Genomic DNA, 13,151 nt, shown 5'->3' with positions numbered 1-13,151 from the left:
GACAACTCTTAAAAGAAAAAATAGAATCTCTTTTAAGGGGAAGGTAGGATTTACAATAAACACTCAGTCTTTATTCGTGAATCTAAACCCTCAATAAATTGACCATTACCAGATAGATAAACTGAGTGCAAGTTAGGAGATCAAGCATGATTATTACATTTGGGCGAGAAATCTGTTGTGATCTAGCATCTGCTGAATCCCGAGAATGGCTCGTGACCAACGGAATAGGGGGTTACGCTTCAGGCACAATAGCGGGGGTATTAACCCGTAGATATCACGGATTACTATTAGCGGCTCTCCATCCGCCCTTGGGTCGGACTTTACTCTTAGCAAAGCTAGATGAGACGGTAAGCTATGACAATCGGGTATTTCCAATTTACATGAATCGTTGGTCAGATGGCAAAATTGATCCTGAAGGGTTTAAGCATCTAGAACAATTTTATTTAGATGGGACAATACCAACGTGGAAATTTGCCTGTGCAGACGCCTTACTCGAAAAACGGGTATGGATGCAACAGGGAGAAAATACAACCTACATTCAGTATACGTTGCGTCGTGCCACTCAACCGATGACGCTTACCCTCAGAGCTTTAGTCAACCATCGAGATTACCACCATAATACCCACGCCAATCAATGGCCAATTCAAGTCGATACCATCGAACATGGAATTTGTATCAAAGCATTTCAACTCGCCACTCCCTTGTATTTACTCACCGATGGGGCAAAAGTTGCGACTTCACTGGCGACTCATCCCTGGTATTATGGCTTTGATCTAGCTGTCGAACGGGAACGGGGTTTAGATGATACCGAAGATCACTTACACGGTGCCACCTATTACACCACCCTCGAAGCTGGACAATCAATTACCTTTGTCGCCACAACCGAACCCCACCCCCAACTCAATGGTCAAATTGCGCTCTTATCTCGCTACAACTACGAACAAAAACTGATTCAAAATTCACCCGTTACCGAACAAACCCCCGCCTGGGTGCGTCAATTGGTTCTCGCCGCCGATCAATTCATTGTCGATCGTCCCACTCCAGATGAACCGGAAGGTAAAACAATTATTGCGGGGTATCCCTGGTTTGGAGATTGGGGACGAGATACCATGATTAGCCTTCCCGGTTTAACCTTGTATACTGGACGCTTAGATGTTGCTCGGTCTATTTTGCGAACCTTTGCTCAATACGTCGATCAAGGAATGCTCCCCAATCGTTTTCCGGATCGAGGTGACGCTCCCGACTATAATACGGTTGATGCGACACTCTGGTATTTTGAAGCGATTCGGGCCTATGTTGATGCCAGTAACGATGAAGGCTTAATCCAGGAACTTTTTCCCATTTTGGCTGATATTATCGACTGGTATAAACAAGGAACTCGTTATAATATCAAGCTTGATCCAGAAGATGGTTTAATCTACGCCGGAGAACCCGGAACTCAACTGACGTGGATGGATGCAAAAGTCGGAGATTGGGTTGTTACTCCCCGGATGGGAAAACCGATCGAAGTGAATGTACTCTGGTATCATGCGCTTCAGATGATGATCCGTTTTGCTCAAAAACTGGGTAAACCCCACGACGAATACCAACAACTCGCTCAACAAACCGCCAAAGGCTTTGCTCGGTTTTGGAATGAAGCCGCTGAATATTGTTACGATGTTCTCGATACTCCCAACGGCAATGATGCCAGCTTGCGTCCCAACCAAATTTTAGCCGTTTCTCTGCCGCCTTTAGGAGAAAACTCCTATGCTTGTCTGTTAAATTCGAGGCGTCAACGTCAAGTCGTTGAAATCTGCGCCCAAGAACTGTTAACCTCCTATGGACTCCGCAGTTTAGCTCCTGATGATCCCGAGTATCAAGGCACCTACACCGGAAATCAACTGCAACGAGATGGTGCTTATCATCAAGGAACGGTTTGGGGATGGCTGATGGGGCCATTTGTCTTGGCTCATCTGCGAGTCTATAAAAATTCTGATCAGGCTCGTGAATATTTGCAACCCCTCGCTGATCATTTATTTGCTGCGGGAGTGGGAAATATGAGTGAGATTTTTGAAGGAAATGCACCCATGCGTCCCTGTGGTTGTCCCGCTCAAGCTTGGACAGTAGCGGAGGTGTTACGCGCTTGGTTTTTGAGCGAACCGCAAGCCGCGCGTTGAGGTTTCCAATCCTAAATCGGGTAAACTTTTGAGTAAACTGAATGGTTTTGAGGAAGACAGGAACACGCCAAATCGCAATTTTAACTGAATAAGCGCAAATCCCTACCTTCTTCAAGATGGGGATGTAAGCCGTGAGTCGATAGACGAACACACAAAACAGTTAGCCTGTGCTAAAGTCTTATCGTGCTGTGTTGAAACAGAAATTAGCGAGAGCTAAAGATGGAAGTAACACCCGTAAAAAAATCAAACGGTTAGTTGCTAGAGTTCAGTCTAGGATTGCTAGATGTCGAGAAGATTTTCTACATAAACTATCCCGCAAGATAGTCAACGATAACCAAGTGATTGTAGTGGAAAATCTGGCTGTCAAGAACATGGTCAAAAACCATAACTTAGCTAAGGCTATTAGTGATTGTGGATGGGGAATTTTTTGTACAATGCTCAGTTATAAAGCTAAGATGGAAGGGAAAGTCTATCTAGAAGTAGATAGATTTTTCCCGAGTTCGCGCATTTCTCATCTAACAGGATATCGGTTCACTGATTTGAAGTTATCAGACCGAATGCTATACGATCCTATTGCTGAAAAATGGATTGACCGTGATATCAATGCAGCAATAAATATCAAGAATGAAGGCTTGCGGATTCTGTCGTTGGGAACCAGCGATACTGCCAATCTGAGGGAGAATAAGACGGGTGGTAAAACTTCGGTTTTATTGGACGCATTTCCCCTAGAAGATGGAAACCCCGTCTCCGATGAGGTGGGGTAGTTCACAGCTAAAATTCTAAACTTGAAAGATGGATTTACAACTGTTGGGATTGAGTTTTATCGCTGTGTTTCTCTCCGAGTTGGGAGATAAAAGTCAAGTCGCGGCGATCGCTTTGAGTGGTACCAGTAAGTCACCTCGGGCAATTTTCTTCGGAACCGCACTCGCCCTAGTGTTAGCGAGTTTGATTGGAGTGTTAGTCGGAGAAGGAATAGCAGAAGTCTTACCCACTCACTGGATTAAAATCTCTGCGGCGGTGGGATTTGCTGTTATGGGGGCGCGACTATTGTTATGGCCGAGTTCTGAAGAAAGCGAAGAATTAGATTAACCTTCTTCGTGAAAAAATTAGTAAAAAAGGGGGAAGAATCTTTGCATCTTTCCCCCTCCTTTATCTGAGATCTCTGCAATGAGTTAATATCATTATGGGTTCAAAAATAGAACAGAATACTGAACAATTATTAATGAACAGCTTCGCGGCGAGTTGTACGAACACACCAGCCTAAAACGATACCAACACAGGTTAGTTTAATCAGTTCTAAACTAAAATAACTGAAGTGGAGTTGATTCATTCCGGTCGGAACTTCAGTAACGGGATTAAACAGATTGAGATTTAAGCCTAACGCCGTCATTTGGGGAGTTAAACCGTAGGTATAAGTTAAAGCGATCGCCAATAAACCTACCGCCAAAATACTTAAGGTACGAATGCGATTACTAAAGCCTTCTGGCAACGTAATTCCCAACGCCATCAAGCCTGTTAATCCCACTGCTGCACAAAGGATTTCTACACGATTGAAAGCAGAAAAAATCATCGAACCCGCAGAGGCAAACTCTGATTGATTCATCATCCCCGTCATATACATACTGGGCATAATCACGAAGTCTAAAACCATACTCCCGCCCATCCAGAGCGCCAGCGTGATTAAAATAACCGTTAACCAACGAGAAGGATTGTATTCAACTTTAGAAAATGTAGTCATAAGATAATACCTGAACACGGATAATTGTGTCTTGGTTTCTATTCTAACGAATATTGCAGCAAAAAAATATGAAGTAATCTTTCGATTTGTACTGCAATCTGTAAAGTAGATTTGTTAACATTTAATACCCTCGTTTTCCGTCAATTTGATTAATTTTTGTTAAAATCACGGGCATAAAAGTGAAAATAGCAGTAAGAACTCAAAACCGTGAAAGCCGTTATATTACTATCGGGTGGATTAGACTCCTCAACCGTTCTCTATCAAGCCAAAGCTGAGGGCTATGAATGTTACGCCATTTCCTTCGACTATCAGCAACGACATCAACGAGAACTTGCTTCTGCTCAACAAATTGCTCAAAGTGCAGGCGTCGTCGAACATCAGGTGGTAAAATTTGACTTGAGTTTATGGGGCGGATCAGCGTTAACTGATCGCAAAATCGATTTACCCAATGATCGCTCATTAAACCAAATGAGTGAAAATATTCCTATTACCTACGTTCCCGCCCGCAACACCATCTTTTTAAGTTTTGCATTGGGCTACGCCGAAACAGTTAACGCCAGTCGAGTTTATATTGGGGTGAATGCGTTGGATTATTCGGGTTATCCCGATTGTCGCCCCGACTATATCGCCGCCATGCAAGACGTGTTTCGACTGGGAACCAAACAAGGCAGAGAAGGAAATCCGATTCTAATTCATTCTCCTCTCATTCACCTCAAAAAAACAGAAATTATTCAACTGGGAAATCGCTTAAGAGTTCCCTGGGAAAAAACTTGGTCATGCTACGCCGGAGAAGAAAAATCTTGTGGTGTTTGTGACTCCTGTAAACTCCGATTAGCGGCTTTTAAAGAACTGGGATTAACTGATCCAATTCCCTATGTAGAAGATGTTTTAAAGTAAACACAATTTAAACTCTTTATTATTGTGCTAGGGACTTACATAAAGTTTGTTTCTCGCACATTTTTATTTTTTAACGTCTTAAAAGAAATGCTTAAAAATCTGTAAATAAGATTAAAAATAATTCAAGAAAAGTTGTTATATTCAAGCCATTTTTTAGGGTAAAATTTTGTGAACTAAGTCTGTTAAAATCAGCTTATCTGCAATAATTACTGGAGTTAGGCTTTTCGGAAGTTCGGAGTATCGAGAAAAGCGTTAGATTTGAGCCAGCCTGAATTGTATTAACCTGTTAACGTCTGTTTTGGAGTCATCCATGGCCAGTAACAATCCGTTAGATAAACATCAAGTCGATCATCTGTTTTTGTTGATTGGGGAAAACCCTTTACCGAACTATGTAGCCGCTATGAAACTACTGGAAACTGGCGGCACAGCATATCTTGTTTATACCAATCAAACAAGGCCTCAAAGAGAGCGATTAAAAATTGCTCTGAAAGATAAAGGCTTTCATAGCCAAGAAGTTGCTTTAGACAAACAAAACTCTGACAGTAATAAATCTAATGCTCATCGAATTTACACAAAAATTCAAGAATATGCTGGAAAAATACCTACTAATGAACGTATTGGTTTACATTATACAGGTGGCACAAACCCAATGGCAATTCATGCCTATCGAGCCATTGATGATTTAAAAAGAACTGATACAGTCTATAGCTATCTTGATGCCAAGACATTAGAAATATTTATAGATCATCCCAATTCCGATTCTACCCACAGAGGAGTTCAGCTTGAGGTCTCTCTGGAAATATTGTTTCAACTTCATAACTATAAATGGGAAGAAAATAAAAAGCCACTCCCTAGTCCAATTTTACCAGATGCAGCCGCAGAATTTGTCAGACTTTATCAAAATGAAGAAATAGCAAAAACTTGGAGAACTTGGTCTAATACTCATCGTTATAAAAACTACGGAGAACTTAAGAAAGCAAAAAATTCAGAAACAGGTTACTGGAAATCTGAAGACGAGCTTTCTAAACTATCGTTAAGTTTAACAGGCGTACACCCAGAGATTATTGAAGTTTTGCGCCAGAAGTTAGATGCTTTGGCTTCTTCTCCGAGTCAGCTTTCATTAAAAGTGACTAAAGCCAAAGGATTTAGTAGTTGTCAGCAAGTTTGTGAGTGGTTAGGGGGGATTTGGTTAGAGCATTATGTACTTAAACAAGTTAAAGAATTAACGCAAGAATTGCAGCTTGGCGAAAGCAAAATGTCATTTGTTATTAAAAAAAGCCAAACTTATGAAGGAGGAGTCTTTGAATTTGATGTCGCCTTCATGCGAAGTTACCAATTATTTGCGATTTCCTGCACAACCAGTAAAGATCCCAAAGAATGTAAGCTGAAACTCTTTGAGGCACACACCAGAGCTAAACAACTCGGTGGTGATGAAGCCAGAGTTGCTTTAGTTTGCTGTTGTGACAATGATCCTAGTAAACCACAACGTTTAGATCTATGGCTGAAAAGTCAGCTTGAAGGGGCTGTAAGAAATCCGAAAATTGCTGTTTTTCTTCGAGAAGACTTACCTGATCTAAAAAAGAAAATTGCAAATTGGGCTAAAGACAATAAGGGTGCAATATGACTAAACTAACTGTAACTGTATTAGATACAACTGGAATTCAAGACTATGTTTTCGGCAGTAACCGCTTGCGCGAAAACATTGGTGCTTCGTACTTAGTGTCTCAGACTACTAAAGAATGGGCTGAAACTGCTTTACAGGATTTAGGAAAAGAACTTAACCAAAAAGTTCATATTCCTACAAGAGACTCATTACATCAAATCTATATCGGTAATGAGAATGTAGCGGCTGAGATAGTCTATGCAGGAGGTGGCAATACAGTTTTACTGTTTGCAAATTTTGAATATGCTAAATGCTTTACCAAAATTTTAACCAAACGAATTTTGCAAGAGGCACCCGGTTTAAATATTGTTGTTGTTCATAACAAAGAATTTGAATTTCACAAAGGAGAGTTTAAAAAGACACTGAATCAACTGTTGGAAAAAGACTTAGCTAAAAAGAAACGTGAGCGAGTTGCTTCTGCGCCTTTATTAGGTTTAGGAGTAACAGCAGCTTGTCAGTCAACTCAACTTCCTGCCGTCAATAACAGCGAAGGATACGTTGATGCTGATGAGGAGGATATTTATCTAATTTCCAGAGAAAGTGAAGCCAAGCTTAAGGCAGTTCCCAATGCTAATCAAAGACTAATAGAAAAGTTTGCTGGTACTTTTAACTCAGACATTTATGAGTTTCCTTACCGCACGGACTATTTAGGTCGTTCTGAAGGTGAATCTAGCTATGTTGCTATCGTTCATGCAGATGGTAATGGCATGGGAAATCGTTTTCAGAAATGTGGGGAAGGAAAATCTGACGAAGAAGCCATTGTTGAAATGCGTAAACTTTCTTTCAGCGTTGAGGATGCTGGAATAAATGCTCTTAAAAAAGTATTGGAAATAATTTATGCTTCAATTGAAAATGGAGAAATAACAGGCAAAATAGGCAATTTCAATCTCAAAAAATCAAAAAAAGGTAAATATTATCTGCCGTTTCGTCCTTTGGTGTATGGAGGTGATGATGTCATCTTTGTTTGTGAAGGAAGATTAGGGCTTGAGTTAGCAACTATTTATCTGAGAGAATTTGAAAAACAACAAGATATAGAAGGTCAACCTCTTAACTTAACGGCTCGTGCTGGAATTTGTATTGTAAAAACTCACTACCCCTTTGCTAGAGCTTACCAAATAGTTGAGGAATTATACGGCACAGCGAAAAAGTTCATCCGCGAAGAAAGAGTTAGATTGGGATTAGATGAAGATGGTAACTATTATTGTTCAACGCTTGATTGGCACTTTGCTGCTAGTGGCTTAATGGGTTCTTTAGGAGAAATTCGTCAACGAGAATATGAGGTTTCAGCCGGAAAACTTACGATGCGACCGATACGGTTAAAAGAACACGATTCTGACGATGACCAATGGCGAACATGGGCTAACTTCATCAACGTAGTTCAATACTTTAATGGTTACTTTGATGATATAGAAGGTAACGAACCTTGGAAAGATCGTCGCAATAAAATTATTGCTTTGCGTGAAATTCTCCGCCAAGGGGCTTACAAAACTGAACAGTTTATGAAAGCATACGGTATCAAACAACTGCCACCTTTTTTACAAGTACATAACTTACAAGAGCAAGGTTGGTGTATTCAAGGTGAACAGTATTATTGTGGTTACTTTGATGCGATCGAAGCAATGGATTTTTACATTGGCTTAAAGGGGGATAATAATGAACATCTATGAATTGCAAATACAAATTCAACTTTTGAGTGATACAACCTTTGGGCGGGGTGATGGTGTTGCTGGTTTAGTTGACCAAGAAGTAGAGCATGACTTGTATGGATTTCCTTATCTGCGGGGACGCACTTTGAAAGGCTTATTGAGTGAGGAGTGCGATAACTTAATTATCTTACTAAAAGATGAGGTGTTTATACACTGGAAAGATGTCCGAAATAAATTATTTGGTGTTTCTGGTAGCGTTATAGAACACAATTCTATTATCCACGTTGGCGATGCTTGTTTGCCAGAGAAATTACGGGAAGCGGTAGGAATTCAGATAGACAAAGAGCGAGACAATGAGCAACCTGCTTTAACACCAACTGATATATTGCATTCCCTGACAACAATTCGTCGCCAAACAGCGATTAATCCTAATAATGGTACAGCAGATAGCGGTAGTTTGCGATCGGCTCGGGTTGTCATGCGCGATCGCCCTAATACCTCACCTCGTTTTACTGCTCACCTCTTCTTTGATGAAGAACCAACATCAGATATGAAAGCACTTTTAGGTGTTAGTGTTTTAGCACTTCGGCATATTGGAAGTGGACGAAATCGAGGGCGAGGTCACGTTCAATGTAGCTTATGCGATGCCAATGAACAAGATATTACTCAAGATTTTATTCATCTTTTTGGAACAATTGAGGAGGTAAGTAAATGAAAGTCATCACTTTTCTTTTAGAAACACAACAGCCAGTTTTAGCAACTTCATTTCAGGGCGATCCGAATAGTGATGTGTCTTTTGCTTATATTCCTGCGAGTATGATTCGAGGTGCTTTAATTGGTCGTTACCTCAAGCGTCACCCAGAATTGCCAGAGGATATTTTATCAGACGCGGATATCAATAAAGAGGTAAAACGCTTATTTTTTGATGGCAATACCCGTTACTTAAATGCCTATCTATTTTGCAAAAAACAAAAGAGACGGACTTTACCAGTACCTTTGTCTTGGTATAAAAAGAAAGATGAAGAATTACCGCAAGAACAAGAACCTGCCTTAGAAGTTTATGATTTGAGCAACTATGAACCAGAGCAGGAATCTCTGAAAAACTTAAGTGAAAAATTTTGCACTGTGAACGAAAGACAGGTTGTTTTATACAGAGAGAAGCGACGGATTAATATTCACACTACACGCGATCGCACTAAAGGACATTCATCAGCAACAAAACACGATCAAGCTACCAATCAAGTTATTGAAGAGGGAGAAGGTGCTATCTTTCGTTACGAAGCTTTAGATGTTAAACAAACTTTTCAAGGCGTTATTTTGTGTGAAGATGATGATGCAGAAAGAATTGAAGGTTTACTCAAACCAGCAGATATTTGGTTAGGAGGTTCTCGAAGTGCAGGTTATGGACACACAAAAATTAAAATTATTAATCCAGATAAGCCCCTAGAACTTGATAATTGGAATGAAATACAGATTAAACCTGAAAATCGAGTTAATCGTAGAAAGCTAAAAATTACTCTTCTGAGTGACACGATTCTACGCGATTGCTGTGGGCAATTTTTAGCCAATCCTTGTTTGGTCAAGCAAGCAATTGAAGATAAGTTGCAAGTGCAGTTACCTCAAGCAACTAATGTTTTTATCAGCAGTACCGTTGTTGGTGGATTTAACCAAAAATGGGGTTTACCTTTACCTCAAGTACCAGCTTTATCAGCAGGAAGCGTGTTTGTGTTTGATGTACAGTTAACAACTGAACAAATAAAAATTTTGGAAAGCCAAGGAATTGGCGAGCGCTGCATTGAAGGTTTTGGCAGAGTTGCTGTTAATTGGTTAGCAGAACACCGTCATTTTTCAGCTAGACCGCCTGAGTCGGTTAAAGCTAATGAAACAGAGTTAGACGAGAAATACCATGATTTAGCTGCACAAATGGCTGAAAATATTTTACGCCAAAAATTGGATCAATTTCTTGTAGAAAAAATTAGTTATATTAGTATACAAGGCGAGATTAGCAACAGTCAACTTTCTCGATTAGAGATTGTTGCTCAACAAGCTTTGACTGTTCAAAGTCGCATTCCCGTTTTTAGGTTACTACGTTACTTAGCATCAAATGCTCGTAATCAGTTTAAGAACACTGAAGTTTCAGGGATTGCTGAACGACCTAAACATCTTGATGAGCAAATTTATGATTTGTTGAGAAAACCAATAGGGAATCCTGACTCATGGATTAAAAATCCACAAGATTTACAAGTAGAGGTTGCTGGAATTACTAGAAAACTGACTCTTAAGTTAGCTAGAGAATACACATTACGCTTAATTATGGCAATTGCTAAGAAAGCTAAAAAGGAGAAAAATAAATGACGATGACTCAGAAAAAATCCGAAAGCGATAATCTATCGACACGCAAACAGCGTCATATTATTCGGCGTGTGATTGTACGCGGAACTTTAATTTTAAATACTCCTACTTGTCTAGGAAGTGGTGATGCAGATAGTCCTACAGATTTACCATTGCTTAGAGATAGTATTAGTGACCATGCTCTTTTAACTGGTTCATCCATTGCAGGTGCTTTGCGAAATTATTTAAAAGAACGCGAACATGGATATATGGCTAGCGAACAAGCCAATGATTTAGCAACCCTCTTATTTGGGGGAATGCGGAGTGATGATGACGGGAATCAAAGTCCTTTAATTATTGACGATGCTATCAGTACCAAGATACCAACTGTGGAATTGAGAGATGGAGTAGAAATTAAATCCACAACGGGTACAGCAAAAAAAGGTCAGAAATACGACTTAGAGCTATTAGCTGCTGGAACTGAATTTACTCTTTGTTTTGAATTGCTGATAGAACAGAAACAAGACCCAATAGAACAGCAAAACTATGAAGAAAAACTAATCAAATCACTAGCATTAGCTTTACAGGGTATAGAGCTTGGTGAAATTGGCATTGGCATGAAAAAGCGACGGGGTTTTGGTCGCGCTAAAGTAAAAGCATGGCAAGTTTGGCAATTTAACCTTACTCAAGATGATAAAAGATTAGAATGGTTACTGTTCGATCATTGGTGTCGGGAATTATCACCAGAGCGCGAAACCTATTCATCTATTGTCACTGCTCTTGATGTGTCTTTGGATGAAGAGGAAGATAAACGCGATCGCTTCACCATCCATGCTACCTTCAAACTGGTTGGTTCTATGCTCATCCGTTCGGGTCAAGATTCTACTGGTTGCGCCCCTGACGTTGTACATTTGAAATCTCATCGACCGGGTAAAACAGATCCCGAATCTATTTTATCTGGTACAAGTTTAGCTGGAGTATTGCGCCATCGAGCAGAACGAATTGTGAAAACATTAGGAAGCTTTTCGCCTGTTGTTGATGAGTTATTTGGTTTTGTTGTAGGTAAACAGGCAAAAGCAAGTCGTTTAGTTGTCCATGAGAAAGTTATCAAAGATGCAACTGACTTAGTACAAAATCGGATTGCGATTGATCGATTTACAGGGGGTGCATATCACGGCGCATTATTCGATGAGCAACCTATCTTTGGGGGTGATGAAACAATTGTCACTATTGAACTTGAGTTACGGAATCCAAAAGAATATGAAATTGGCTTACTGTTACTTTTACTTAAAGATTTGTGGACAGAAGATTTACCCGTTGGCGGAGAAAGCAGTATTGGACGCGGACGGTTAAAAGGAATCCAAGCAGACTTAATCCGACATCATCCAGAAAATCCGAAAAAATGGCAAATTACAGCAGATAATGAAAAGTTAAAAATTGAGGATCGATTGAATTTAAGCAAGACTGAAAAATCAGTTAAAGATGAATTAGAGGAATTTGTTAAGGCTCTACTAAAACAACTAGGTCAGGAGGGATCAAAATGAGTGAGGAAAAAGCATTTAAAAATAATGATGAATTACACAGTTGGTTAGAATATAAAGCATCATCGGTATCTGAGCAAACATCTTATTTATTAGCTCATGCTGATGATGGTGTAATTTGGGGACGTTTTGACAATGGAAAGTTAACTATTGCTAATGAAGTATTTACTGAATCTAATTTTCCAACTTTACGATTATCTACTTTACAACAGTGTCGAATTTTTGGACAAGAAGGTGAAGTATTACTCTGGAAGTCTAGAGAAAACTGGAAATGGCGATTTGTTGGGAATCTAGAGGAAGATCAAATTATAGAACCTCAAATCCTTTGGGGAACACATGGGGAACGAGAAGGTAACTTTACTCTACTCTGGGATGGTTCACAAGGTTTAAAACACGCTGTACCTTTGAGTCTTGTGACTGTTGGCGATCACAAACTTGACAAACCAGTGCGTTTAGTTGTTTACCACTACATTAATTATGATGATAGTGGAGTAGCAAGAATCTATCTCAGTCGTCTGGTTAATTTAACAACTCAGGAAATAAAATTAGGAGAAAATGATGATTGCTGAACCCCAATATCCTCAAAAAATGACCCCAGAAGAATACTTAGAATGGGAAGCCAAGCAGGAATTTAGGCATGAGTATATTGACGGCGAGATTGTGGCGATGACGGGGGGGAGTATTCCTCATAACACCATTGCTCTCAATTTTTATACAGCTTTAAGACCTCATTTACGACAGCGTGGTTGTCAAGCAAATGTATCGGATGTGAAAGTTCAGGCTAGTAAAAATAGTCGTTATTTCTATCCAGATTTAGTCGTGACTTGCCATCCAGACGATCTAAAAGCTCGTGACTTTATAGAACATCCTACAGTAATTGTGGAAGTGCTGTCTCCGAGTACCGCTTATTACGATAACACAAAAAAACTCAAATATTATCGGCAAATTCCCAGTTTACAAGAATATGTCTTAATTGATTCAGAATCGAGATCGGTTGAAGTTTATCGTCGAGGAGAAGGAAAAATGTGGCTTTACTATGCGTCCTATCAAGGAGAGGCGATCGCATTAGAAAGTATTGAGTTTGAGTGTCAGATTGAAGTGTTGTATGAAGGAGTTAGTTTTTAGAAAGTGTAATCAAGCCAATAGATCTTAAGTCAATTTATTTTACTATAAGGAGAT

At 39.8% G+C, this 13,151-nt stretch carries 12 protein-coding genes; 11 read left to right on the top strand and 1 reads right to left on the bottom strand.

Annotation, left to right across the window (positions count from 1 at the left end; all coding sequences use genetic code 11):
- Positions 1-146: 146 nt before the first annotated feature.
- The 3 genes from L8106_RS11365 (at position 147) to L8106_RS11355 (ending at position 3,245) form a co-directional block, all read left to right on the top strand.
- On the top strand, positions 147-2,156 hold the full coding sequence (locus L8106_RS11365) for an amylo-alpha-1,6-glucosidase (protein ID WP_009784439.1): 2,010 nt from the start codon (positions 147-149) through the stop codon (positions 2,154-2,156).
- Between the two features lie 167 nt (positions 2,157-2,323).
- Entirely contained in the window at positions 2,324-2,920 is a 597-nt protein-coding gene (locus tag L8106_RS11360) for an RNA-guided endonuclease TnpB family protein (RefSeq protein ID WP_009784438.1), read from the top strand.
- Positions 2,921-2,948: 28 nt separating this feature from the next.
- The gene (locus L8106_RS11355) at positions 2,949-3,245 is read left to right on the top strand and encodes a TMEM165/GDT1 family protein (protein WP_009784437.1); all 297 of its coding nucleotides are present in this window, start codon (positions 2,949-2,951) and stop codon (positions 3,243-3,245) included.
- Between the two features lie 130 nt (positions 3,246-3,375).
- On the opposite strand, the gene L8106_RS11350 is transcribed toward L8106_RS11355, so the two are convergent.
- Complete coding sequence (locus L8106_RS11350; RefSeq protein ID WP_009784436.1) at positions 3,376-3,894, bottom strand: DUF4149 domain-containing protein; 519 nt, start codon at positions 3,892-3,894, stop codon at positions 3,376-3,378.
- Between the two features lie 207 nt (positions 3,895-4,101).
- On the opposite strand from L8106_RS11350, the gene queC reads away from it, so the two are divergent.
- From queC to L8106_RS11310, 8 genes are all read left to right on the top strand, one after another.
- Positions 4,102-4,791: a 7-cyano-7-deazaguanine synthase QueC gene (queC, locus tag L8106_RS11345; RefSeq protein ID WP_009784435.1), complete on the top strand. Its 690-nt coding sequence runs from the start codon at positions 4,102-4,104 to the stop codon at positions 4,789-4,791.
- A gap of 400 nt (positions 4,792-5,191) precedes the next feature.
- Positions 5,192-6,415, top strand: a complete 1,224-nt coding sequence (locus L8106_RS11340; RefSeq protein WP_232228466.1) for a Card1-like endonuclease domain-containing protein — start codon at positions 5,192-5,194, stop codon at positions 6,413-6,415.
- Entirely contained in the window at positions 6,412-8,121 is a 1,710-nt protein-coding gene (locus L8106_RS11335) for a hypothetical protein (protein WP_009784433.1), read from the top strand. The genes L8106_RS11340 and L8106_RS11335 overlap by 4 nt, the downstream gene beginning before the upstream one ends.
- On the top strand, positions 8,108-8,815 hold the full coding sequence (locus L8106_RS11330) for an RAMP superfamily CRISPR-associated protein (protein ID WP_009784432.1): 708 nt from the start codon (positions 8,108-8,110) through the stop codon (positions 8,813-8,815). Before L8106_RS11335 ends, L8106_RS11330 begins: the two co-directional genes overlap by 14 nt.
- Positions 8,812-10,455 (top strand): RAMP superfamily CRISPR-associated protein, encoded by a 1,644-nt coding sequence (locus tag L8106_RS11325; RefSeq protein ID WP_009784431.1) that lies wholly within the window; start codon positions 8,812-8,814, stop codon positions 10,453-10,455. The genes L8106_RS11330 and L8106_RS11325 overlap by 4 nt, the downstream gene beginning before the upstream one ends.
- A complete protein-coding gene (locus L8106_RS11320; protein WP_009784430.1) occupies positions 10,452-11,975 on the top strand; it encodes an RAMP superfamily CRISPR-associated protein in 1,524 nt (507 codons plus the stop codon). The genes L8106_RS11325 and L8106_RS11320 overlap by 4 nt, the downstream gene beginning before the upstream one ends.
- A complete protein-coding gene (csx19, locus tag L8106_RS11315) occupies positions 11,972-12,541 on the top strand; it encodes a CRISPR-associated protein Csx19 (RefSeq protein WP_009784429.1) in 570 nt (189 codons plus the stop codon). Before L8106_RS11320 ends, csx19 begins: the two co-directional genes overlap by 4 nt.
- Entirely contained in the window at positions 12,528-13,097 is a 570-nt protein-coding gene (locus L8106_RS11310) for a Uma2 family endonuclease (RefSeq protein WP_369748192.1), read from the top strand. Before csx19 ends, L8106_RS11310 begins: the two co-directional genes overlap by 14 nt.
- Positions 13,098-13,151: the final 54 nt, after the last annotated feature.

The organism is Lyngbya sp. PCC 8106 (assembly GCF_000169095.1).
In the GTDB taxonomy this organism is placed as follows: domain Bacteria; phylum Cyanobacteriota; class Cyanobacteriia; order Cyanobacteriales; family Microcoleaceae; genus Capilliphycus.
The sequence above is the reverse complement of the archived record's forward strand: the minus strand, read 5'-3'. Positions and strand labels throughout refer to the sequence as shown.

Excerpts from the sequence above, each read along its gene's own strand:
- L8106_RS11350 (WP_009784436.1), bottom strand. The coding sequence starts at position 3,894 with ATGACTACATTTTCTAAAGTTGAATACAATCCTTCTCGTTGGTTAACG.
- L8106_RS11355 (WP_009784437.1), top strand. The coding sequence starts at position 2,949 with ATGGATTTACAACTGTTGGGATTGAGTTTTATCGCTGTGTTTCTCTCC.
- L8106_RS11310 (WP_369748192.1), top strand. The coding sequence starts at position 12,528 with ATGATGATTGCTGAACCCCAATATCCTCAAAAAATGACCCCAGAAGAA.
- L8106_RS11335 (WP_009784433.1), top strand. The coding sequence starts at position 6,412 with ATGACTAAACTAACTGTAACTGTATTAGATACAACTGGAATTCAAGAC.
- L8106_RS11320 (WP_009784430.1), top strand. The coding sequence starts at position 10,452 with ATGACGATGACTCAGAAAAAATCCGAAAGCGATAATCTATCGACACGC.
- L8106_RS11330 (WP_009784432.1), top strand. The coding sequence starts at position 8,108 with ATGAACATCTATGAATTGCAAATACAAATTCAACTTTTGAGTGATACA.
- L8106_RS11340 (WP_232228466.1), top strand. The coding sequence starts at position 5,192 with ATGAAACTACTGGAAACTGGCGGCACAGCATATCTTGTTTATACCAAT.
- L8106_RS11325 (WP_009784431.1), top strand. The coding sequence starts at position 8,812 with ATGAAAGTCATCACTTTTCTTTTAGAAACACAACAGCCAGTTTTAGCA.
- csx19 (WP_009784429.1), top strand. The coding sequence starts at position 11,972 with ATGAGTGAGGAAAAAGCATTTAAAAATAATGATGAATTACACAGTTGG.
- L8106_RS11365 (WP_009784439.1), top strand. The coding sequence starts at position 147 with ATGATTATTACATTTGGGCGAGAAATCTGTTGTGATCTAGCATCTGCT.